The organism is Ancylobacter sp. G4_0304 (assembly GCF_047501495.1).
Lineage (GTDB): Bacteria > Pseudomonadota > Alphaproteobacteria > Rhizobiales > Xanthobacteraceae > Ancylobacter.
In genome coordinates this window covers 55131-77344 of the sequence record NZ_JAZDRM010000020.1, presented here as the reverse complement: position 1 = coordinate 77344, position 22214 = coordinate 55131, and the positions used below count along the sequence as shown (strand labels likewise).

Annotated in this window: 24 protein-coding genes, 1 tRNA gene and 1 riboswitch; of the genes, 13 read left to right on the top strand and 12 right to left on the bottom strand. The window is 67.7% G+C overall.

Annotated features, from left to right (window positions below; all coding sequences use genetic code 11):
- Positions 1 to 9: 9 nt before the first annotated feature.
- Positions 10 to 873, bottom strand: a complete 864-nt coding sequence (locus tag VRZ77_RS13105; RefSeq protein ID WP_414593100.1) for a uracil-DNA glycosylase — start codon at positions 871 to 873, stop codon at positions 10 to 12.
- Between the two features lie 105 nt (positions 874 to 978).
- Here VRZ77_RS13105 and VRZ77_RS13100 point away from each other — a divergent pair, with 105 nt between their 5' ends.
- Together VRZ77_RS13100 and VRZ77_RS13095 are read left to right on the top strand one after the other, a co-directional pair.
- Positions 979 to 2637: a 4Fe-4S dicluster domain-containing protein gene (locus VRZ77_RS13100; protein ID WP_414593099.1), complete on the top strand. Its 1659-nt coding sequence runs from the start codon at positions 979 to 981 to the stop codon at positions 2635 to 2637.
- Between the two features lie 127 nt (positions 2638 to 2764).
- Positions 2765 to 3139, top strand: a complete 375-nt coding sequence (locus tag VRZ77_RS13095; protein ID WP_414593098.1) for a nuclear transport factor 2 family protein — start codon at positions 2765 to 2767, stop codon at positions 3137 to 3139.
- A 32-nt stretch (positions 3140 to 3171) separates the two neighbouring features.
- On the opposite strand, the gene VRZ77_RS13090 is transcribed toward VRZ77_RS13095, so the two are convergent.
- Complete coding sequence (locus tag VRZ77_RS13090) at positions 3172 to 3636, bottom strand: DUF6790 family protein (RefSeq protein ID WP_414593097.1); 465 nt, start codon at positions 3634 to 3636, stop codon at positions 3172 to 3174.
- Between the two features lie 292 nt (positions 3637 to 3928).
- On the opposite strand from VRZ77_RS13090, the gene VRZ77_RS13085 reads away from it, so the two are divergent.
- From VRZ77_RS13085 to VRZ77_RS13055, 7 genes are all read left to right on the top strand, one after another.
- The gene (locus VRZ77_RS13085; RefSeq protein WP_414593096.1) at positions 3929 to 4261 is read left to right on the top strand and encodes an ATP-binding cassette domain-containing protein; all 333 of its coding nucleotides are present in this window, start codon (positions 3929 to 3931) and stop codon (positions 4259 to 4261) included.
- 29 nt (positions 4262 to 4290) lie between these two features.
- On the top strand, positions 4291 to 4788 hold the full coding sequence (locus VRZ77_RS13080) for a phosphonate ABC transporter ATP-binding protein (RefSeq protein ID WP_414593095.1): 498 nt from the start codon (positions 4291 to 4293) through the stop codon (positions 4786 to 4788).
- Between the two features lie 14 nt (positions 4789 to 4802).
- Positions 4803 to 5804 carry a phosphonate ABC transporter substrate-binding protein gene (gene phnD, locus VRZ77_RS13075; protein ID WP_414593094.1) on the top strand — a complete coding sequence of 334 codons (1002 nt, stop codon included), beginning with the start codon at positions 4803 to 4805 and terminating at the stop codon, positions 5802 to 5804.
- A gap of 150 nt (positions 5805 to 5954) precedes the next feature.
- Positions 5955 to 6782 (top strand): phosphonate ABC transporter, permease protein PhnE, encoded by an 828-nt coding sequence (gene phnE, locus VRZ77_RS13070; protein ID WP_414593093.1) that lies wholly within the window; start codon positions 5955 to 5957, stop codon positions 6780 to 6782.
- 129 nt (positions 6783 to 6911) lie between these two features.
- Complete coding sequence (locus tag VRZ77_RS13065; protein ID WP_414593092.1) at positions 6912 to 7064, top strand: hypothetical protein; 153 nt, start codon at positions 6912 to 6914, stop codon at positions 7062 to 7064.
- A gap of 213 nt (positions 7065 to 7277) precedes the next feature.
- Positions 7278 to 7490 (top strand): hypothetical protein, encoded by a 213-nt coding sequence (locus tag VRZ77_RS13060; RefSeq protein WP_414593091.1) that lies wholly within the window; start codon positions 7278 to 7280, stop codon positions 7488 to 7490.
- Between the two features lie 174 nt (positions 7491 to 7664).
- Positions 7665 to 9392, top strand: coding sequence for an ABC transporter ATP-binding protein/permease (locus VRZ77_RS13055; protein ID WP_414593090.1), 1728 nt, complete (start codon positions 7665 to 7667; stop codon positions 9390 to 9392).
- 63 nt (positions 9393 to 9455) lie between these two features.
- On the opposite strand, the gene VRZ77_RS13050 is transcribed toward VRZ77_RS13055, so the two are convergent.
- The 3 genes from VRZ77_RS13050 to VRZ77_RS13040 form a co-directional block, all read right to left on the bottom strand.
- A complete protein-coding gene (locus tag VRZ77_RS13050) occupies positions 9456 to 10403 on the bottom strand; it encodes an ABC transporter substrate-binding protein (RefSeq protein WP_414593089.1) in 948 nt (315 codons plus the stop codon).
- A gap of 83 nt (positions 10404 to 10486) precedes the next feature.
- A riboswitch (TPP riboswitch) is annotated at positions 10487 to 10605 on the bottom strand.
- 48 nt (positions 10606 to 10653) lie between these two features.
- Positions 10654 to 11844 (bottom strand): winged helix-turn-helix domain-containing protein, encoded by a 1191-nt coding sequence (locus VRZ77_RS13045; protein WP_414593088.1) that lies wholly within the window; start codon positions 11842 to 11844, stop codon positions 10654 to 10656.
- A 50-nt stretch (positions 11845 to 11894) separates the two neighbouring features.
- On the bottom strand, positions 11895 to 12683 hold the full coding sequence (locus VRZ77_RS13040; RefSeq protein WP_414593087.1) for an ABC transporter permease: 789 nt from the start codon (positions 12681 to 12683) through the stop codon (positions 11895 to 11897).
- A gap of 207 nt (positions 12684 to 12890) precedes the next feature.
- Here VRZ77_RS13040 and VRZ77_RS13035 point away from each other — a divergent pair, with 207 nt between their 5' ends.
- A complete protein-coding gene (locus VRZ77_RS13035) occupies positions 12891 to 13724 on the top strand; it encodes a universal stress protein (RefSeq protein ID WP_414593086.1) in 834 nt (277 codons plus the stop codon).
- A 98-nt stretch (positions 13725 to 13822) separates the two neighbouring features.
- Here VRZ77_RS13035 and VRZ77_RS13030 read toward each other — a convergent pair whose 3' ends face one another.
- The 5 genes from VRZ77_RS13030 to VRZ77_RS13010 form a co-directional block, all read right to left on the bottom strand.
- The gene (locus tag VRZ77_RS13030; protein ID WP_414593085.1) at positions 13823 to 14110 is read right to left on the bottom strand and encodes a hypothetical protein; all 288 of its coding nucleotides are present in this window, start codon (positions 14108 to 14110) and stop codon (positions 13823 to 13825) included.
- 104 nt (positions 14111 to 14214) lie between these two features.
- Positions 14215 to 15129: an MFS transporter gene (locus VRZ77_RS13025; protein ID WP_414593084.1), complete on the bottom strand. Its 915-nt coding sequence runs from the start codon at positions 15127 to 15129 to the stop codon at positions 14215 to 14217.
- Between the two features lie 6 nt (positions 15130 to 15135).
- Complete coding sequence (locus VRZ77_RS13020; RefSeq protein ID WP_414593083.1) at positions 15136 to 15669, bottom strand: MFS transporter; 534 nt, start codon at positions 15667 to 15669, stop codon at positions 15136 to 15138.
- Between the two features lie 66 nt (positions 15670 to 15735).
- Positions 15736 to 16770, bottom strand: a complete 1035-nt coding sequence (locus VRZ77_RS13015; protein WP_414593082.1) for a c-type cytochrome — start codon at positions 16768 to 16770, stop codon at positions 15736 to 15738.
- 195 nt (positions 16771 to 16965) lie between these two features.
- Positions 16966 to 17042 (bottom strand) — tRNA-His (locus VRZ77_RS13010).
- A 180-nt stretch (positions 17043 to 17222) separates the two neighbouring features.
- Between VRZ77_RS13010 and VRZ77_RS13005 the strand changes: the two genes are divergently transcribed.
- Both VRZ77_RS13005 and VRZ77_RS13000 read left to right on the top strand, forming a co-directional pair.
- Positions 17223 to 17429 carry a DUF4089 domain-containing protein gene (locus VRZ77_RS13005; RefSeq protein WP_414593081.1) on the top strand — a complete coding sequence of 69 codons (207 nt, stop codon included), beginning with the start codon at positions 17223 to 17225 and terminating at the stop codon, positions 17427 to 17429.
- The gene (locus VRZ77_RS13000) at positions 17426 to 18853 is read left to right on the top strand and encodes an AtzE family amidohydrolase (RefSeq protein ID WP_414593080.1); all 1428 of its coding nucleotides are present in this window, start codon (positions 17426 to 17428) and stop codon (positions 18851 to 18853) included. The genes VRZ77_RS13005 and VRZ77_RS13000 overlap by 4 nt, the downstream gene beginning before the upstream one ends.
- Position 18854: 1 nt before the next feature.
- Here the strand turns inward: VRZ77_RS13000 and VRZ77_RS12995 are convergent, their stop codons facing one another.
- Positions 18855 to 19628, bottom strand: coding sequence for a TIGR02186 family protein (locus VRZ77_RS12995; RefSeq protein ID WP_414593079.1), 774 nt, complete (start codon positions 19626 to 19628; stop codon positions 18855 to 18857).
- Positions 19625 to 20551, bottom strand: coding sequence for a sulfite exporter TauE/SafE family protein (locus tag VRZ77_RS12990; RefSeq protein ID WP_414593078.1), 927 nt, complete (start codon positions 20549 to 20551; stop codon positions 19625 to 19627). The genes VRZ77_RS12995 and VRZ77_RS12990 overlap by 4 nt, the downstream gene beginning before the upstream one ends.
- Positions 20552 to 20932: 381 nt before the next feature.
- Here VRZ77_RS12990 and VRZ77_RS12985 point away from each other — a divergent pair, with 381 nt between their 5' ends.
- Positions 20933 to 22189, top strand: coding sequence for a PQQ-dependent sugar dehydrogenase (locus VRZ77_RS12985; RefSeq protein ID WP_414593077.1), 1257 nt, complete (start codon positions 20933 to 20935; stop codon positions 22187 to 22189).
- Positions 22190 to 22214 lie beyond the last annotated feature (25 nt).

Below are 22214 nucleotides of genomic sequence, written 5' to 3'. Positions count from 1 at the left end.
CCTAGCGCTCTAAGCCTGCTTCAGCCGCGCCTCGATCGCGAGGAGATCGCGCCAGACCATGCGCTTGCCGAGCGGGGTGCGCAGCAGATAGGCCGGATGGAAGGTGGGAATCGCGGGAATGGTCCGCGTGCCGGTGTCGTATTCCATCCAGCGCCCGCGCGCCTTGGTGATGCCGTCCTTGATGCCGAGCAGCGTCTGCGCCGAGGGGCCGCCGAGGCACACCAGCACGTCCGGGTTGGCGAGCTCGATCTGCCGGCGGATGAAGGGCAGGCAGATCGCCGTTTCCTGCGGGGTCGGGGTACGGTTGCCCGGCGGGCGCCACGGCACGACATTGGCGATATAGGCCGAGGAGCGGTCGATGCCGATTGCCGCGAGCATGCGGTCCAGCAGCTTGCCCGAGCGCCCGACGAACGGCTTGCCCTCGATGTCCTCGTCGCGCCCCGGCGCTTCGCCGACCAGCATCAGCCGCGCCTGCGGATTGCCGTCGGCGAAGACGAGGCGGGTCGCGGTGTGCTTGAGCGGGCAGCCGTCGAAGCGCTCCAGGAGATCGCGCAGCGCGTCCAGCGTCGGCGCAGCGGCGGCGGCTTCGCGCGCCTCGGTGGCGGCAAGGTCGGGCGGGGCCAGCTCGGGCGAGGGGATGGCGGCCGGCGGCCGGGGAGCGGCGGGCACCGCGCGCGCGGCCGGTGCGAGGCGGGGCTCGGCGGCGGTGGCCGGTAGCGGTGCGGGGCGTGCCGTGGCGCGCGCGGATTTCTCCGCCGCGCTCTCGGCGAAGCGGTCGACCGGCGTGTCGCCGAGCGCGGCATCCACCCCCGCTTCGACATGGAAGGCGAGAATGTCGGAAAGGATGTCGCGTTCGGTGGGGGCAAGGCTCATGCCGGCCATTCTATTCGATCCAACAGCCGATTGTCAGGTCGGCTCAAGCGTGGAAGAAGTCCAATCAGCGTGATGCCCCTGATCTGTGCATGCCCGGAGGATGGAATGAGTGCGGCCGAACTGCCCGAACGCGAGGCGATGGACTATGACGTCGTCGTGGTCGGTGCGGGCCCGGCCGGGCTGTCGGCGGCGATCCGCCTCAAGCAACTCGACGAAAATCTGTCGGTGGTCGTGGTCGAGAAGGGCTCCGAGGTCGGCGCGCATATCCTCTCCGGCGCGGTGATCGATCCCATCGGCCTCGACCGGCTGTTCCCGGACTGGCGGGATAATCCCGACGCGCCGCTGAAGACGCCGGTGACCGACGACCGCTTCTATCTGCTCGGCCCCGCCGGCTCGGTGCGCCTGCCCAACGCGCTGATGCCGCCGCTGATGAACAATCACGGTGCCTATATCGGCTCGCTGGGCAATGTCGCGCGCTGGCTGGCGGCCAAGGCGGAGGAACTGGGCGTCGAGATCTATCCGGGCTTCGCCGCGAACGAGGTTCTCTACGAGGACGGCGCGGTGGCGGGCGTCGCCACGGGCGACATGGGTATCGGCCGCGACGGCGAGCCGACCGACCGCTACACGCGCGGCATGGAGTTGCGGGGCAAGTACACGCTGTTCGCGGAGGGCGCGCGTGGCCAGCTCTCCAAGCAGCTCATCGCCCGCTTCAAGCTCGACGAGGGTCGCGAGCCGCAGAAATTCGGCATCGGGCTCAAGGAATTGTGGAAGGTGGCGCCGGAAAAGCACCAGCCGGGCCTGGTGCAGCATTCATTCGGCTGGCCACTCGGCAATGCCACGGGCGGCGGCTCGTTCCTCTACCATCTGGAGGACGGGCAGGTGGTGGTGGGCTTCGTGGTCCACCTGAACTATTCGAATCCGTGGCTGGCGCCGTTCGAGGAATTCCAGCGCTTCAAGACCCATCCGCTGGTGCGCTCCACCTTTGAGGGCGGCAAGCGCCTCGCCTATGGCGCGCGGGCGATCACCGAGGGCGGCTTCCAGTCGGTGCCCAAGCTGGCATTCCCCGGCGGGGCGCTGATCGGCTGCGCCGCCGGCTTCATCAACGTGCCGCGCATCAAGGGCAGCCATAACGCCGTGCTCTCCGGCATCCAGGCCGCCGAGCACGCCGCTGCCGCGCTCGGTGCCGGGCGCCAGCATGACGTGCTGGAAGGCTACGAGGCCGGCTGGCGCGCCTCCGACATCGGCCGCGATCTGTGGCGGGTGCGCAATGTGAAGCCGCTCTGGTCGAAGCTCGGCACCTATGCCGGCATCGCGCTCGGCGGGCTCGACATGTGGGCCAACACGCTGCTCGGCGTCTCGCCCTTCGGCACGCTCAAGCACGGCAAGCCGGATTCCGCCAGCCTGAAGCCGGCGGCGGCGTCCAAGAAGATCGACTATCCCAAGCCGGACGGCCTCGTGTCCTTCGACAAGCTGTCCTCGGTGTTCCTGTCGAACACCAACCATGAGGAAGACCAGCCGGTGCACCTGAAGGTGGCCGACATGGCGCTGCAGAAGGCGTCCGAGCACGACGTCTATGCCGGTCCCTCGGCACGCTACTGCCCGGCCGGCGTTTATGAGTGGGTGGAGAAGGATGGCGACGAGGTCTTCGTGATCAACGCGCAGAACTGCGTGCACTGCAAGACCTGCGACATCAAGGACCCGAACGGCAACATCACCTGGGTCGCCCCCGAGGGCGGCGGCGGGCCGAACTACCCCAATATGTGAGGTCGAAACCGACAGCGCGCGGCTGGGCAGGGCGGGGGCGCCGGGCTAGCATCCCCGACCAGCACAGCCATCGGCCGGGAACCCGCGACGAGCGGCTTCATCCGGGTGGCGACCGGTTCGGAGGCGCATGATGGGCATGGACGCGGCAGGACTGCTCGAAACCAACCTCGCCGAGGTCTGGAACGAACGAGACCCCGCGCGCCGGATGGCCGCGCTGAACCGGCTCTATCATCCCGACGCGGTGCTGTATGAACCCGATCGCGAGGTGACCGGCCACGCGGGGATTTCCGAGACGGTCGGGGCGCTGCTCGGACAATTGCCGGAGGGGTTTCGCTTCGAGCCGGTGGGAACGCCTCTCGGGCACCATGGCATCGCGATCGCGCGCTGGCAGGGCGGCCCTCCCGGCCAGGTCATCGTCACCGGCGCCGACGTCGCTCGGATCGCGGACGACCTGATCGTGGAGCTTCATGTCTTCATCGATCCGCCGCCCGTGACGGAATGAGGCGGGGATGATCTTCCGCCTCCGGCGGCTTTTCAGAACAGGCTGAGCACGAAAGCGATGAGCAGGATGGCGGCGGCGAACAGGTCGCTGGCCATCGCCACGTTCTCGCGCATGTTGCGGCGCGGGCGGCGCAGATGATTGTAGCCGGCGAGGCCGAGGAACACGCCGCCGACAAAAGCGACCGGCAGCGCCCAGCCAGGCAGCAGAAGCGAAATCAGCCCCGCCGCGCCGATGGCGACATTGGCGAAGCCCAGCTCCTGCGCGATGACATAGGCGCGCGGCTCGTCGACGCCGAGAATATGCTTGAGCGTGTAGCCCGGCCGCAGGATCTGCGACACGCCCGCGAGAAGCAGCCGCACCCCCACGGCCCAGAACGCGAACCATTTGATGGAGACGACGAGGAGACCCTCCATGCCGGTCGAGGTCGCCATCTCCGTGGAGATGCTGACGAGCGGCAGCACTACCATGGTGAGCAGGATGGTCGCGTAATAGATCATGGAGACACCTTGCCTCACGGGCGGCGCCGCAGCGTCGGCGCGATCCGAATCCGCGCCGGACGGGACGTCGCGCGGAAGAGCGAAACTTGCCGGCAGGGATGGCAAAGTCAATGCGATCCGGGCCGGGAAGAAAGCAAGACCGCGACCGTCGTCCGCAATTCAAACCCGCGCGCCCCGTCTTCGTGACGATGGGCGGTGACGCTTCGTCACTGAACTGAAATGTAAGGTTCATCCACGCGTCACGTGCCGTCGCTACCCCAAGCCCGTGTCCAACGAGCCGGCGGGGAGACCGATGGCGGCAGCGCTACAACTCGACCGCGTGAGCAAGACCTACGGCGCCGGCGCGGGCACGCAGCTCCGCGCCGTGGACAATGTCACGCTCACCATTCAGGACGGCGAGCGCGTCGCGCTGATCGGGGCGTCAGGCTCCGGCAAGTCGACACTGATCCGTATCGCCTCCGGCCTCGTGCTGGCCGACAAGGGCGCGCCGGGCACCGGCGTGGTGCGCTCCTTCGGGGTGAACGTGCAGCAGGGCGGCCGGCTGGCGAGCGATGTGCGTCGCGCCCGCCGCCATATCGGCCTCGTGTTCCAGCAATTCGCGCTCTCGGGCCGCCTGACGGTCTGACCAATGTGCTGGTCGGCGCGCTGGGTCGGATGAGCGCGCTGCGCGGCACGCTCGGGCTGTTCAATACCGATGAACGGCGCACCGCCTATGCCGCGCTCGCCGAGGTGGGCATCCAGGCCCATGCCGCCAAGCGCGCCCGCGAACTTTCCGGTGGCCAGCAGCAGCGCGTCGCCATCGCCCGCGCGCTGGTGCAGGGCGCCAAGCTCGTGCTGGCCGACGAGCCCATCGCCTCGCTCGATCCGAAATCGGCCAAGCGCGTGATGGACACGCTGGTGACCATGAGCCGCGACCACGGCATCGCGCTGGTGGTCTCGCTGCATCAGGTCGACTACGCGACCGCCTATTTCGACCGCGTGATCGCGATGGATGCCGGCCGCGTCGTGTTCGACGGGCCGGCCTCGCAGATCAACGCCGCGTTCCTGACCGAGCTCTACGGCGCCAGCGCCGAGGAGCTGATCCTGCCCAGCCAGTTCGCTGTCGGCGCCTCCGTGCCGGCCGAGACCCACGTTACCCAGACCGTATCCTGACAGGAGCGACCCCCATGAAGCGCATTCTCGCGGCCGGCCTCGTGCTTGCCGGCCTCACCGCCCCGCTGGCGGCGCAGGAAGTCAAGGAGCTGAACTTCGGCTTCATCTCCACCGAATCCTCCGCCAACCTCGCCAAGAGCTTCGAGCCCCTGCTCAAGGACATGGAAAAGGCGATCGGCGTCCCGGTGAAGCCGTTCTTCGTTGGCGACTATGCCGGCGTGATCGAAGGCATGCGCTTCAAGAAGGTCGATGTGGCGTGGTTCGGCAACAAGTCGGCCATGGAGGCGGTTGACCGCTCCAACGGCGAAGTCTTCGTGAAGACCGCCAAGCCGGACGGTTCCTCGGGCTATTATTCGCTGATCGTCACCAATGTCGACCGCAACGACATCAACGGCCTCAAGGACATCCTCGACTGCACCAAGGGCTACAATTTCGGCAATGGCGACCCGAACTCCACCTCGGGCAACCTGGTGCCGAGCTACTACGTGTTCGCCATGAACAATGTGGACCCGACGAAGTGCTACAAGCGCGTCGTGACCTCGAACCATGAAGGCAACCTGCTCGCGGTCGCCAACAAGCAGGTCGATTTCGCGACCAACAACACCGAGAACATGACCCGCCTGCAGCAGACCCGCCCGGATGAGGCGGCGAAGATCAAGGAAGTGTGGCGCTCGCCCATGATCGCCGGCGACCCGATCGTGTGGCGCAAGGATCTGCCGGCCGACCTCAAGGCCAAGATCTACACCTTCTTCATGACCTATGGCCGCAACGGCACGCCGGAAGAAATCGAGCATGCCCGCGCCGTGCTCGCCAAGACCTCGGACGGCTGGGGCCCGTTCCTCGCCTCCTCCGACGCGCAGCTGATCCCGATCCGCCAGCTCGAACTGTTCAAGTCCCGCGTCAAGGCCGAGAAGAACGACAAGCTCTCCGCCGACGAGAAGGCCGCCGAGCTGAAGAAGATCGATGCCCAGCTCGCCGATCTCGACGCGCAGCAGAAGAAGCTGCCCGCCATGTGAGGCGCCGGCGGGCCTGCCGGTTCGCCGCCATCAGACACGCAACGTCATCCCGGAGCGCCGCGAGGCCGCTCCGGGATAACCGATCCCGCCGGGGCAGCGCTCCGGCTCTCCGGCTGCGCACGCGGCCGGGATGACGCAGGAAATGACGAGATGTCCGTCTCCCACGCCGCCCGCCGCACCGCCGCCGATCTCGCCACGATGCCCGCCCCGCCGGTGACGCCGATTGTCACCCGGCTGACGCGCCTCGCGCTGGCCGCCCTCGTGATCGCGGTGCTGGTGGCGGCCTGGTACGAAGCCGAGATGAACCCGGCGCAGCTGCTGCGCGACGCCGGCAACATGGCGACGCTCGGCGCCGATTTCCTGCGCCCGGACTTCACCGACTGGGACGTCTATTTCAACGCGATGCTGGAGACGCTGGCGATCGCGATCTGGGGCACGGTGCTGGCGGTGATCGTCGGCATCCCCTTCGGCATTCTCTCGGCGGAGAACGTGGTGCCGCACTGGGTGGCGTTCCCGATCCGCCGGGTCATGGATGCCTGCCGCGCCATCAACGAGCTGGTGTTCGCGCTGATCTTCATTGCCGCCGTCGGCCTCGGTCCGTTCGCCGGCGTGCTGGCGCTGTTCATCCACACCACCGGCGTGGTTGCCAAGCTGTTCTCCGAGGCGGTGGAGGCGATCGACCCCGCGCCGGTGGAGGGTATTCGCGGCACGGGAGGCACCTGGCTGCAGGAAATCATCTACGGCGTGCTGCCGCAGGTGATGCCGCTGTGGATCTCCTATGCGCTGTACCGCTTCGAATCCAATGTCCGCTCGGCCACGGTGCTCGGCATCGTCGGTGGCGGCGGCATCGGCATGACCTTCAACGAGACCATGCGCGGCTTCCTCTACTCGCAGGCCTCGGCGATCCTGATCATCGTGGTGCTCACCGTCTCGCTGCTGGACATGATCAGCCAGAACATCCGCAAGCGCTTCATTTGAGCCGCGCTGCCCGTGCATGGGGCGGTGGGCAGGGCTGCAAAAACATCCGTAACGATCCAGTCGCGGACGACATAGCTCTCTCTTAACGCTGCCGTTCCAATCCGACACGGCGCTGATAGGAGAAACGCCATGTCTCGTCTTGATCTCGCGCGCCCAGCCGCGTTCCGCGTCCTCGTAGCCGCCGCCCTGATCGCCACGTTCGGCATCACCGCCGCCTCTGCCGGTGGCCGTAGCAAGGATGATCGTAAAGCGTTCTGGCAGACGCTGCATGAATCCAGGTAGCCCTGGGGCCGGATGTTCCACACGCATAAGATCGCGCCGGAGAAGTCGCCGGCTGCCACTCCCGCCAAGTCTAAAGGCTGACGGCGTTTTCAAATTGCACGAACGCAATCATAGCGGTGCGTTCTGGTATCGTGAGCGGCGCATGTGCATGGTGTAATGTCCCCATATCAAGGTTCGGCCGCAGAGGCGGGCCTTGAGGGATGGAGAGACGCCATGCACAAGCTCATGATCGCCAAGCTTTTCCTCGCCCTGTCCTCGATCGCGATCATTGGGGCCGCGGGTTTTTACGCCGACCGGCGGGATGAGACGAGCGAGGCGTCGCTGCATATGGCGGCGTACGCGCCGGCGCGGGTGCTGGTGGAGCCGGCGATGTTCGAGGGCGACAGCGCCGCGCTGCTCGCCTCGGCGCGCGACACGCGCTCCTGAGCGAGGGCCTTTCCGTCGGCAGCTAAGTGCCGTCGCCAAATATTCGCTCGAAGCTTTCCGATTATTAATTTGATCGTCATTCTCCCGCCTGCATCCTTTTCAATGACTGTTTGAGACGGCGCGTCCCGTGCGCGCCGTTTTTCTTTGTGCATCCTTGAGGCCGGAGTGTTCCGCTTGCGTGCTGTCCTCTCTCTGCTCGCCGATTTCTGGCGTCTTTCCTCGCCCTATTTCCGCAGCGAGGACAAATGGCGCGGCGGCGCGCTGCTGGCGGCGGTGATCGGGCTGGAGGTCGCCTGGGTCTACGCCATCGTTCTGATCAATGAGTGGAACAACGCGTTCTACAATGCGATCCAGGAGAAGGACTTCGCCGCCTTCACTCATCAGCTCTGGCTGTTCATGCTCTATGCGGCGGGCGCGATCGTCGTCGCGGTGTACCAGCTCTATCTGCGGCAATGGCTGGAAATACGCTGGCGCACCTGGATGACGGAACGCTATCTTTCCGGCTGGCTGGCGGACAAGACGCATTACCTGATGCGGCTAAAGGGCGACACCGCCGACAACCCCGACCAGCGTATCGCCGAGGACGTGCAGGCCTATATCGCCCAGACGCTCAGCCTTTTCATGGGGCTTCTCAACGCGGTGATGACGCTGACCTCCTTCGCGGTGATCCTGTGGGGGCTCTCGGGCGATTTCAGCTTCAGCCTGTTCGGCGGCGACTGGCGGATTCCCGGCTATCTGGTCTGGGCGGCGTTCGCCTATGCCGCGGTCGGCACCTGGCTGACCCATCTCATCGGCCGGGTGCTGGTCGGGCTGAACTACAACCAGCAGCGCTACGAGGCGGATTACCGCGTCGATCTGGTGCGCGTGCGCGAAAATGGCGAACAGATCGCGCTGATGGACGGCGAGGCGACCGAGCGGGCGCGGCTGCTCTCCCGGTTCTCCCATGTGGTGCATAATTTCTGGGGCATCATGATCGCCCAGAAGCGGCTGACCTGGTTCACCGCCGGCTATGGCCAGATTTCCAACGTGTTTCCGTTCCTGGTCGTAGCGCCGGCCTATTTCGCCGGCGGCATCACGCTCGGCCAGCTCATGCAGACCTCCTCGGCCTTCGGTCAGGTGCAGGGCTCGTTCTCGTTCTTCATCACCGCCTATTCCTCGCTGGCGGAGTGGAAGGCGGTGGTGGACCGGCTGGTCGGCTTCGAGACTTCGGTCGCGGCCACACAGGCCGAGTCGCGGCGGATCGATTTCCGGCGCGTGACCGGCGGCGATGGCGCGATGCTCGGGCTCGACGGCTTCGAGGTGCGCCTGCCGGACGGGCGCGTGCTGGTCACCGCCGACGGGCTGCGCCTCGATCGCGGCGAGCGGGTGCTGCTGACCGGGCCCTCGGGCTCCGGCAAGAGCACGCTGCTGCGCGCCATGGCCGGCATCTGGCCCTATGGCCATGGCGAGATGGCGCTGGCGCCCGACGCCCGCGTGCTCACCCTGCCGCAGCGGCCCTATCTGCCGGTCGGTTCGCTGCGCGGGGCGCTGGCCTATCCCGATGCGAGCGTCGAGCATTCCGACGAGGCGCTGCGCGAGGTGCTGGAGGCGGTGGGGCTCGGCGCCTTTGCGGGTCGCCTCGACGAGCGCGGCCTGTGGTCGTCGATCCTGTCGGGCGGCGAGCAGCAGCGCTTCGCGGTGGCGCGGGCGCTGCTGATCAAGCCGGACGTGCTGCTGCTGGACGAGGCGACCTCGGCACTCGACGAGCCGGGCGAGGCGGCGCTGTATCGGCTGATCGCCGGGCGGCTGCCGCAGGCCGCGATCCTCTCCATAGGCCACCGCTCGACGCTGATCGATCTGCACCAGCGTCATGTCCGGCTGGAGCGCGACGCGGACGGACCGGCGCGGCTGGCGGCGGCCTGATCCCGGAGGCGGCCAGCGGGCCGTTCCGGGATGACGATGCTTCAGGCGCCGCGCGAAGGTCGCCTATGGCAGAACCGGCGCGTAGGTCGACACCGGCTCGACCTTCTCGATCAGCTTGTGCTCTTTCATGAACTCGGCGAAGCGGGCATAGCGCTCGCTGTCCAGCGCCGCCGGGGCGTGGGCGAAGCGGCGCAGCGTGTCGGTCCAGGCGGTGCGGTTCAGCTCGTCGTCGAGTTTCGGGTTCGCCTTCACGAACACGCCCCACGCCTCGTCCGGGTGGTTGAGGATGTAGATGGTCGCGTCCTCGACGGCGGCGAGGAACTTCTTGAGCCGCGGATCTCTCAGCTTGTCCTTGTGCGCGACGTAGATCAGCTCGTCGAACACCGGCACGCCGTGCTCTTCCGGGAAGAAAGCGACGCCTTCCTTGCCTTCCAGCTTGATCTGGGTGAGCTCGAAATTGCGATAGGCGCCGATCACCGCATCCACCTTGCCGGCCATCAGCGCCGGAGTGAGGGCGAAGTTGACGTTGATCATGGTGACATCGGAGGGCTTCAGCCCGGCGTCGGTCAGCATGGTGCCGAGCAGCGCATCCTCGAAGCCAGCGACCGAGAAGCCCACGGTCTTGCCCTTGAGATCGGCGAGCGTCTTCACCGGCCCGTCCTTCAGCGCGACCAGCGCGGTGAGCGGGGTCGAGACCAGCGTGCCGACGCGCGCCAGCGGCAGGCCTTCGGCCACCGACTGGTAGAGGCTCGGCTGATAGCTGACCGCGATCTCGGCCTGCCCGGCGGCGACAAGGCGCGGCGGGGCGGAGGGATCGGCCGGCGGCACCAGCGTCACGTCGAGCCCGTGCTGCTCGAACAGGCCCTTTTCCTTGGCGACGATCAGCGGCGCGTGGTCGGGGTTCACATACCAGTCCAGCAGCACGGTCAGCTTCTCGGCAGCGTGTGCGGGCACGGCGGCGAGGGCGAGCGCGCAGGCGAGGCCGGCGGCGGCGAAAGTGTTCTTCAACATGGATCTCCTCCCAGAATGGAGACCCGGCACATGAGCTTGGGGGATCTTCCGGCGGCGGCCCGGTTCCAATGAACGCGTGAGCGGCCCTGCCTTGGCTCCGTCCCTTCGCCGGCATGACCCGGATCAGGTTCAAAGGGTCTGGCGGATGCCATCTCAGCCCCTTGATCCATCGCTGAATCGCGGGACACCCCTCGGACAGGCAAAGGTTAGCAGGCTCGGTATGCCACGGCAAATGGGCGGGGGCGCGCATTCACGCGCCGCGCCAGCCCTCCAGATAGCGCACGCCTTCCACGCCGGTGAAACGGGCAAGGCGTGTGAGCTCGGCGTCGAGCGCCGCGAGGCGGCCGGCGGAGCCGCGCACGCCCGGCTCCAGCCACAGGCGCCTCACCTCCAGCACGCCGGCCTTGCGCTCGGCCTTCATGTCGATGCGGCCGACCATCCGGTCGCCTTCGAGGATCGGGAACACGTAATAGCCATAGACGCGCTTCTCCGCCGGGACGAACACCTCGATGCGGTAGTCGAAGCCGAACAGGCGCTGCGCCCGCGCCCGGTCGCGCAGCAGCGGGTCGAAGGGCGAGAGCACGCGGAGCCGCGAAGGGGCGGCGGGCAGGGCGTCGAACACGGCGCGGCTGCCGGCGAGCGCATGGCTGGCGCGGGTGCGTCCGTCCTCGCAGCCGATGATCACCGGCTCCAGCCGCTCCGCATTGGCGGCGACCCAGGCTCTCGCTTCCTCGGGCGAAACCAGATCCCAGAACGCGGCGATCTCGCCATGGGTGGCGAAGCCGAGCCGCTCCAGCGCGCTGGTGCAGGCCCAGTCGATGAAGACGTCTTCCGGCACCTCGCCTTCGCGGTCGGCGGCGGGGATGACGCGCTCGGTCAGGTCATAGACCTTCTGGAAGCCCTCGCGCCCGGCAATGGAGAGCGCGCCGGTGCGCCAGAGATATTCCAGCGCGGTCTTCTCCGGGTGCCAGTTCCACCAGCCGCCGGGCGGGCGCTTCTCCGCCTCGAAGTGCCGCGCCATCAGCGGGCCTTCGCGGGTGATGCGTTCATGGACGTGGTCGACGTAAGCTTCGAAGCCGTTCTCGTGCCAGCTGCGCCAGCGTTCCGCCAGACTGCTACGGGCACGGGCGAAGCGGTGCTTCCAGTAGCGGAAGAAGGCGCTGGGGATGATCGCGGCGTCGTGGGTCCAATGCTCGAACAGGGCGCGGTCCTTTTCGAGCAGCCGCGTCAGCTGCTCGTGCCGGTAGCCCTGCGCCCGCGCGAACAGGATGTGGTGATGCGCCCGCTCCACCGTCGCGATGCTGTCGACCTGCACGAAGCCGATCTCATGGATTAGCTCCAGCAGCGCCGTCTTGGAAAGCGCGCGGCCGGGCGGCGCGGACAGGCCCTGCCGGGCGAGGAAGATGCGGCGGGCATCTTCATTGGAGAGGTGAATCGGCATGGTTCATCATGGCAAAGTTCCTGTTTCGTTCCAAGCGGGAAGCGGCGGGTTCACCGCGTCAGTGTCTCCGGCGCCCAGGGCAGCGCGCGGGTGAGGGCGCGGTCGACGATCGCGAACAGGCCGAGCGCCACCGCCAGCAGGATGGCGAGCGCGGCGAACACCATGTCGGTCTGCATCCGCGCATTGGAATAGATCATGAGATAGCCGAGCCCGGCCGACGCCCCGACCCATTCGCCGACGATCGCCCCGATCGGCGCGGCGGCGGTGGCGACGCGCAGGCCGGACGCCAAAGCCGGCAGCGCCGCCGGCAGGCGGATATGGCGCAGCGTGGCGAGCGGGCCGGCGCCGTGCAGCCGCGCGATGTCGATCAGGCCCTGATCGGTGCGGGCAAGGCCGTCATGGAAGGCGGAAGCGACTGGAAAGAAGATGATGAGGCTCGCCATCACGATCTTGGAAGCGAGGCCGAAGCCGAACCAGATCACCAGAAGCGGGGCGATGGCGAACACCGGAAGCGCCTGCGCCACCAGAAGCACCGGGCGCAGCGCCCGCCGCGCCGTCATGGAGCCGGCCATCAGCAGCGCGCAGCCCATGCCGAGCGCGCTGCCGCTGATCAGGCCGAGCAGCATCTCGCCGAGCGTGATCCCGGCATTGTGAACCAGCACCCCGGCATTGTCCCACATCGCCGCGCCGATGCGCAGCGGACCCGGCAGGATATAGGCCGGGATCGCCAGAAAGCGCACCACCGCTTCCCACAGGCCGAGCAGCGCGAGGCTGACGGCGAGCGTTCGGCCGACGGCGGCCAGGGCGCGCGGGGCGGTCCCGGATCGTGTGGCATTCATGGGGTAGGCTTCCAGCGACTTGGGTTCCGGCAAAGCTGTGCTCTTATAGAGGGCGTACCGTTTCAGTGCGACCGGCCGGCATGGTGTCATGGTAGAGTGTCATGCGAGATTTGTGGGTGACGCAAGGTAACTCCATTGACGCGCGTCAATGCCGCGACATGTGAACGGGTGCATAAGCTCAGGAAAGCAAGAGCGGGAGGAGTGCATATGATCAAGGACATTCTCGTCAGCCTGCGCAGCGGCGAGGGGCCGGACAATACGGTGGACTATGCGGTGTCCGCTGCGGCGCGGCTGGGGGCCCATCTCACCGGCGTCGCGGTGAGCTATGAGATCGACGTTCCTCCGGTCTATACCGAGGCGTTCTCGACCGATTTCATCGAGGCGCAGCGCGCCGAGGGCAAGCGACTGGCGGATCAGGCGGTCGCGCGATTCGGCGAGGCCACGCGCTCGCTGGAGATCACCGGCGAGGTGCGCACCATCGACGGCACGCCGGGCGGCGCGGCGGAGCAGATCGCCATCATGGCGCGGCTCTACGACCTCGCCATCGTCAGCCAGGCCGACCCGGAAAATCTCGGCTCCGAGGAAGTGATCGCCGAGGCGGTGCTGTTCGATTCCGGCCGGCCGCTGCTTCTGGTGCCCCGCAGCCAGTCCAAGCCGTTCTCGGCGAAGCGCATCATGGTGGCATGGGACGGCGGTCGCGCCTCCGCGCGCGCGGTGGCCGAGTCGCGCCCGTTCCTCGAACATGCCGATTTTATCGAAGCCGTGGTGGTCGAGACCGGCCGCTCCAAGCCGAACGCGCTGCCGGGCGCCGACCTCGCCCGCCATCTGTCGCGCCACGACAAGAACGTGGAACTGCGCCGGCTGGTGCCGACCGGCGACGAGGGCATTGTCGACGTGCTGCTGAAGGAAGTGGCGGCGCGCGACATCGACCTCGTGGTGATGGGCGGCTACGGCCATTCGCGGCTGCGGGAATTCGTGCTGGGCGGCGTGACGCGCGACATGCTCGACCGCATGACCGTGCCGCTGCTGCTGGCGCACTGAACGCGTCGCCGGCGAGCGTCCCGCTTCTCCGCCGCGCCGCGAGGCGCCTCAGGCCGGCCCGGAACGTCCGGGCCGGTCTTTTTCATGGCGTGCGATGCTCAGCGGTCGCTGTGCATGGGCTGCTTGCACTGCATGCCGATGTAACACTGCGACTGGTCCTGCGTTTGCACCCAGGCCGGATAGGTGGTCTCGCCATAGTCGCAATAGCGCTGATCGACGACATAGCGCTGATACTCGTACGGGCCGGTGGCGATGACCGCCGAGCCCTGCTGCTGGACCATGGCCCGGGCGGCCGAGCAGGTCATGTTCAGCGAGTTCGGCATGCCCTGCGCGAAGGCGGGGACGGCGAGCAAAGCGAGGGGGAGGGAAAGCAGCACGGCGCGCATGACAGGTCCTTGCATTCGGTTCGTTTGGCCGGCGCGGCGGGGATTGGGCAAATCAGCCCGCCGGCACGCCACGCCTTGTTACCACACTCGACGTAACGGCAGGCTCATTTGCGCGTGTTCGGCTCAGCCGGGGAGGGGCGGACCAGCGACGCCAGCGCCGCCACCAAGGCGCACGCTGCCAGCACTGCGACCACGAGGCGGATCGCCGACAGCAGCTCGGCCGGTGGGGCGAGATGGGTCGAGGCGACCGCCGCGCCGCCGGCACGCAGCTGCCACGACAGCAGCGCCGCCGCGACCGCGATGCCGAGGCTGGTGCCGATATTGCGCGTGACGTTCATCACGCCGCCGGCTTCGCCGGTCTCCGCCGCCGCCGCGCTGCCCATGATGGCGTTGTTGTTCGGCGCGAAGAACAGGCCCTGCCCGACGCCGATCAGCGCAAGCGCCAGCGTGATCATGACGACGCTGGCGTCCGTGCTCGCGAGCAGCGTGTGCAGCAGCACGAGGCCGGCCGCGGCCACCAGCATGCCGGCCGTGCACAGCGCGCGATAGCCCATGCGGTCCGACAGCGCGCCGCTGAGCGGGGCGAGCACGGCGAGCGCGATGGGGATGGCCGTGAGGTAAAGCCCGGCGGCCAGCACATCCTGATGGAACACGCGCTGATAGGCGAAGGGCATGAGGAAGAACAAGGCGAACAGGATGGCGTTGGCGAGAAGGCTCGCGACATTGCCGAGGCCGAAGGCGGGACGCTTGAACAAGGCGAGCGACACCAGCGGGTCGGCGGTGCGCGCCTCGTGCCAGACGAACAGGCCGAGCAGGAGAAGCGCGGCGCCGCCGCTCGCAAGGATGGCCGGTGAGCCGATCCCCCAGGTCCCGGCCTGATTGACCGCCAGCATCAGAGCGCCGAGGCCGGGTACCAGCAGCACCGCGCCGAAGCCGTCGAACCGGCCGCGCCGCTCCGGCAGCTGCGTCACCGGCAGCACGCACCAGCTGATCGCCGCGCCGGCCAGCCCCACGGGCACGTTGACCTAGAACACCCAGCGCCAGTCCAGCGCGCTAAGGATCAGCCCGCCCAGCGTCGGCCCGGCGCAGAGGCCGACCGCCTGCATCGCCGCCTGGATGCCGAGCGCCTTGCCGCGATTGGAATGGGTGGCGATCGAGACTACGATGGCGACGCTGTTGGCGGTGAGCATGGCCGAGCCGATCGACTGCAGCGCCCGCGCCGCGATCAGCGCTTCCAGTGAGGTGGCGAAGCCGCACAGGCCGGAGCCAAGTACGAACACCAGAAAGCCGAACGTATAGAGCAGCTTGCGGCCATAAAGATCGGCGAGGCGGCCGAAGACCGGAAGAGTGGCGGCGGCGGTGACCAGATAGATCACCGCGACCCAGCTCACCACGTCGACCGAGCTGCCGAAGCTGTCCTCCAGCGCCGGCAGCACAAGCTGCGTGATGCTGGCGTCGAGCTGGCCCATGAAGGCGCCAATGCACACGGTGCCGACCACGATCCAGACATAGGACGGGCGTTTCGCGATGGCCGGAAGCGGTTCAGGCTCGCGAAACACGGCAGGCTCCGGTGGAGGAATCGTCCGCGAAATCTAGCGGGCGGCGGTGACAGTGGCCAGATGCTGTTAGCGCGCGTTCGGGTTCGGGACGCTGCCGCGCTCGGCCTTCAGCCGGGCGATCTCGGCGCGGATCGGGGCGAAGGGACCGAAGCGGTGCTGCGCCGGCGGGAAGCGATCGGCATAGGGGCCGTAGGGCGCGTCGACCGGCTTCAGCAGCAGGTCGGGGAAATCCGCATCGAGCCCCGTCATGGCCGGGCGCGGCTGGGAGAGCACATAGGCGGCGACGTCCCACGCCTCCTCGGGTGAGAGGCGCGGCTCGACCCAGGAGGTGCCGTTCGGCATGTTGTCATGGACGAAGTTCGCCAGCGTGATCAGTCGCGACAGGCCGGCGCCGTCATTGAAGCTGTCGGGGCCCCAGAGCGGGGGGATCGCATAGCCGCGGTCCGGCAGCGCCTCGTTGCGGCGCACGCCAAGCCCGTCGCGGCGATGGCAATCCGCGCAATGCTGCTGATAGAGCGGCGCGCCACGTGCCGGATCCGCCGCGCGGGCGAGTTCCGGCATGTGGCCCGCGCCGCCCCCGGCAATCGTCGCGTCATGGGGAATGTTGCTGGAGAGCACGTCCAGATAGGCAAGAATCGCCTGCATCGGCCGGGCATCTGCCGGCATGGGGCGCCCGTTCATGCTGCGCCGCATGCACTGGTTCACGCGGTCGAACAGCGAGGCGACCTCGCCGCTGCGCGTGCTATAGGCCGGGTAGTCCGCCGAGGCGGCGACCAGCGGCAGGCCGAATTTCTTGAGCCCCGCCTGAAGGTGGCAATTGGCGCAGGCGAGATTGTTGCCGGCATAGCGTGCCTGTGGATCGGCCACCGCCGGGCCGACATGGGCATAGGTCGCCTCGATCACCGAGCGGCCATAGCGCGCGAGCCGGCCGAAAGCGTCGTCCGGCAGCTCGTCGATGGCCGGGACATCCCAGACCACGACCTTTTCCGGCGGCGGCGCGGACTGCGCCAGCAGCGACAGAGGGAGGACCAGAAGTCCGGCGGCGAAGGCAAGGCCGGCGAGGTGGAGCGCCGTGCGGGGGACGGCGAAGCGGGAAGACATGGGCACAGGTCCGCACGAACGCCGGCACGCATGGGAACGACGCCCCCACGCCTCCCGAACCGGCGTCGCTACGGTGCCGGGAGACCGGCATCATGCTTTGGAACGATTCAAGACGCCATGCCGGTGCGGCAGGAATTATCAAGACGGGGAGTTCGGGATCGCCGGGGGCGCTTGCCCAGGCCCGGCATCATTCTCTGGTACAGCTGGGTGGGCTCGAACCACCGACCTCCGGTTCCACAGACCGGCGCTCTAACCAACTGAGCTACAGCTGCATGCCAGAACGGCGCGGAACCTACTCGGGGAGTTCACGCTTTGCAAGGCCGCTGCGGCGCGCTGTTGCGGGGAGTGGAAAACATCCCCAGCCCACTTCGCCAGCTCTGCGATTATGGCATGCTTCCTGTATGCAATGGCGTGGGGGACAGGCCGTCCCGCCGGGGTTCAGGGGACGCGACGTGAGCGAAGTCAAACCGACGGAAGGGCCGGACCCGCGGCTCGCGACCTATCTCGACGCGGCGCTCGACCTCCTGGCACTGCCGGTCGAGCCGGAGCTGCGCGAAAGGGTGCTCATGCACTTCACCATTGCCGCGCAAATGGGCGATCTGGTGATGAGCTTTCCCATGTCCGACGAGGCGGAGCCCGCTCCGGTCTATGTGCCATGAGCGTTGATACAGCCGTCAGCCTCGACGCCAGCGACCTCTCCGCCGGACCCGCGCTCACCATCGCGGCAGCGGTACGCGGGGGCGAGGTGTCGGCCCGCGCCATCGTCGAGGCGACTCTGGCGCGGATCGCGCAGGCCGATCCGCTGCTCACCGCCTTCACCCATGTCGCCTCCGAGCGCGCCCGCGCCCGCGCCGACGCGCTGGACGCCGCCCGCGCGAAGGGCGAGGCGCTGGGCCCGCTGGCCGGCGTGCCCTTCGCGGTGAAGAACCTGTTCGACCTTGCGGGCGTCGTCACCGTCGCCGGCTCGAAGATCAACCGCGACCATGCCCCTGCCGGCCGCGACGCCGCGCTGGTGGAGCGGCTGGAGGCGGCCGGGGCGATCTGCGTCGGCGCGCTGAACATGGGCGAGTACGCCTATGATTTCACCGGGGAGAACGCCCATGACGGCGATTCCCGCAACCCGCACGACCTCGCCCATATGTCCGGCGGCTCGTCGGGCGGTTCGGGCGCGGCGGTGGGCGGCAAGCTGGTGCCGCTCTCGCTCGGCTCGGACACCAATGGCTCGATCCGCGTGCCGTCTTCCTTCAGCGGCATTTTCGGGCTGAAGCCGACCTATGGCCGGCTCTCGCGTGCCCGCACCTTTCCTTTCGTCGCGAGCTTCGATCATCTGGGTCCCTTCGCCCGCAACGTCGCCGATCTGGCGAGCGCCTATGATGCGATGCTGGGCCATGATCCTGATGACGAGGCCATGCCCGACATTCCGGCGAGGCCGACCCTGCCGGAGCTGGCGCGCGGAGCGGACGGCCTGCGTGTCGCCGTGCTGGGCGGCTGGTTCGCCCGCCAGGGTCTGCCGCAGGCTTTCGCGGCGGTGGCCCGCGCGGCCGAGGTGCTCGGCGCCGTCGACACGGTGGAGCTGCCCGAGGTCGAGCGGGCGCGGGCCAGCGCCTTCATCATCTCCATGGCCGAAGGGTCTTCGCTGCACATCGACCGGCTTCGCGAGCGCGGGCCGGATTTCGACCCGGCGGTGCGCGAGCGGCTGCTGGCGGGCGCGGCGCTGCCCGCGCACTGGATCGCCAAGGCGCAGAAATTCCGCCGCTGGTTCCACGCCCGCGCGCTGGAGCTGTTCGCACAGTATGACGTGCTGATTGCCCCGGCGACCCCGGTGCCGGCACCGTTGAGCGGGCAGAAGACCTTCGTGCTCGATGGCAAGGAAATGCTGGTGCGGCCGAATATCGGCATCTACACCCAGCCGATCTCCTTCATCGGCCTGCCGGTCGCCGCCGCCCCGATCCCGGGCGACGACCCGCTGCCGATCGCGGTGCAGCTTATCGCGGCGCCGTGGCGGGAGGACATCGCGCTGCGGGCCGCCGCCGCGCTGGAGGCCTCGGGCATCGCCTATGCGCCCGAGCCGGCGCTGTGCTAGCTCAGTCGCGGCGGAACACGATGTTGCCGATGAAGCCGACCATCAGCGCGCCGAGCGCGGTGACGAGGCCGTAAAGCCAGGCGTGATCCTGCGCGGCGGTCGCGACCGCCTGCTCGAAGTCGATCTTCCCGACATCGAGCGTCGTGGCGCCGCGCTTGAGCATCTCGCCGCCCGCGAACACCTTCACCACCACCTCGTAGCGCCCGATCGGGGCGGTGCCGGGCAGCGGGATGGCGGCGCGGAACACGCGCGGGGCGAGGAAGCTTACGGCATCGGTGCGTTCGAGGTAGAGGCCCTGCGTCTGCTTCACCCGCAGGAAAGCCTGCCGGAACGGATCGCCGGGCACGACGTCGGCATAGTCGGTGCCAAGGCGCTGCAGCAGCCGGTTCTGCGCAAAGCCGGCCTGCTCCTGCCGCAACAGGTCGGGCGCCGCCATCTCCGAGGGCGGGCGATTGCTGAGCACGGCGAGATAGGAGGGGGCGGCGACGAAGGTGCGGCTGTCGCCATTGGTCCACAGGCCGAAGCGCCGCTCCTTGCGCCACGTGACGAAGCTCTCATTGGGGCCGCGCACCGTGACCACCACGTCATAGGCCAGATCGGCCGGCGCATCGGCGCCCGGCTCGATCACCCCGAACAGCACGATACTGTCGCCGGCGAAGCTGGAGGTGATGGTGACGCGCGGCTTGGAGAGCGAGAGCACCAGCTCCGACGCGCCCGCCGGGCCGGCACCGAGCAGCAGACCGAAAACGAGGAGGCGGGCGAGGGGAGCGATCATCGCGCGCTCTCGTTGACGGTGACGGCATAGAGATCCGCCGGGCGGGCGATCTGGTCGACCGCGACGCGGATGCCGACGGCGAGCACCAGAAGACCGAGCAGCAGGCGCAGATTCTCCGCCTTCATCGACTGCCCGGCCCGCGCGCCGAACTGCGCCCCGATCGTGCCGCCGATCATCAGGATCAGCCCGAGCACGGCGTCGACGGTCTGGTTGAGCACGGCGTGCATCACGATGGCGAAGACCATGGTGACAAGGGTGAGCAGCAGCGAGGTGGCGACCGAGGTCAGCGTCGGCACGCGCAGCAGATAGATCAGCGCCGGCACCAGGATGAAGCCGCCGCCAATACCCATCAGCGCGCCGAGGAAGCCGATGGCGAAGCCGATCGTCACCACCGGGATGATCGAGACATAGATGCGCGACTGGCGGAACCGCATCTTGAACGGCATGCGCAGGAACCACGGATGCGCGCCGGGGCGCTTCACCGTCGCCGCCTCGCCGCGCCAGTTGCGGATGAGCGCGCGCAGGCTCTCGATCACCATCAGCGAGCCGATGGCGCCGAGCAGCGTGATGTAGGAAACCGCGATCACCAGATCGAGCTGGCCGTAGCGGCGCAGCACCATGAACACCAACACGCCGGCCAATGTGCCGGTGAGGCCGCCCGAGAGCAGGACCATGCCGAGCTGGACGTCCACCAGCTTGCGCCTGAGATAGTTCAGCGTGCCGGAGAAGGACGAGGCCGCCATGTGGGTCGAGACGCTCGCCACCGCCACGGCCGGGGAGACGCCGAGGAAGATCAGCAGCGGCGTCATGAGGAACCCGCCGCCGACCCCGAACATGCCGGAGATGAACCCGACCGCGATGCCGAGCGCCAGCAGGGTGAAGATGTTCACCGGAAGTTCGGCGATCGGCAGGTAGATCGTCACGCCAGATGATTCCCGTCCGCTTGGGATGACGCCCCCCGCTTAGCAGGATTTCGCTAACAGGGGATGATCGCGCGGCGCGGCAAGGCGCGGCGCCGCCTATCCATCGCGCCGCGCGCTGTTCGTGGTATGAAAAATAATGTAGGAGATTATAAGTTATAGTGTGTTCTTTGAGGCATCATTGTACTGATTTGATAAATCGTACTATTTTTCAAATACAGAACATGTATTCGTCAGTTAGGTCACTGTTTCTGACTTAACGTAAATTCCCGTCATGCTAGCGTGTCGCCCGTTCAACGAGCCCGTTCGAGGTTCGAGTTCTGGGAGGACCACATGATGAATAACCGGCGCTGCCCGCGGGCGGCCATGAAGTCGCGCGCGTCTATGCTCGCGTCCACGATGTTCGCGGGAGCCCTTCTGGCCGGTTCGGCCGCGACGGCCCCGGCCCTCGCCCAATCCACCGAAAACCTGAACAAGCTTTCCAATTTTCAGGCGACCGAAACGCCGCTGGAAATGGTGACGGTGCCGCAGGGCGGGCCCCGCGCCGCCGCGCTGAACAAGACGCTGGCCGGCATCAAGCTGCCCGACGGTTTCAAGATCGCGCTCTATGCCATCGTGCCGGATGCGCGCGAGATGGCGGTCGGCCCGACCACCGGCGTCGTGTTCGTCGGCACGCGCAAGACCAAGGTCTGGGCCGTGACCGACCGCGACAAGGATCGCGTCGCCGACGAGGTGAAGCCGTTCGCGCCCTCCATCCAGATGAAGCTGCCGCACGGCGTCTGCTTCTCGAAGGATGGCTTCCTGTTCGTCGCCGAGCAGAACCGCGTGCTGCTGTTCCCGGCGGCGGAGTTCTTCTATGAGGGGCCGGACGTCGCCGCCTTCGAGGTGGTGAAGCAGGGCGAGCTGATCCCCAAGGAAGAGGAATCCTACAACCACACCGCCCGCGTCTGCCGCATCGGGCCGGACGACAAGCTCTACATCACGCTCGGCCAGCCCTTCAACGTGTTCGCGCCGGAGAAATACGACCTCTACAAGAAGTGGGGCATCGGCGGCATCGTGCAGATGGACCGCGACGGCAAGAATCGCAACGTCTATTCCTGGGGCGTGCGCAACTCGGTGGGCATGGACTTCAACCCGAAGGACAAGACCCTCTGGTTCACCGACAATCAGGTCGACGGCATGGGTGACGACATCCCGCCCGGCGAACTGAACCGCGCGGTGAAGGCCGGCCAGACCTTCGGCTTCCCCTATTATGGCGGCGGCTCGGTGCGCACGGCCGAATACAAGGACAAGACCCCGCCGGCGGATTCGGTGAAGCCGGAAGTCGAAATGGTGGCGCATGCCGCCGATCTCGGCATGACCTTCTACACCGGCAACCAGTTCCCGGCGAAGTACAAGGGCGGCATCTTCTCGGTCCAGCACGGCTCGTGGAACCGCACCACGCCGGTCGGGGCGCGGGTGATGTTCACCACGCTGAACGAGGACGGCACGGCGGCCAAGAGCGAGCCTTTCGCGGAAGGCTGGCTGAAGAACGGCGAGTATCTCGGGCGGCCGGCCTCGGTGGCGCAGCTCAATGATGGCTCGCTGCTGGTCGCCGACGACACCTCCGGCGCGATCTACCGCATCTCCTACGGCGAGTGACCGCGCCGACCGCCCCGCGACCGTT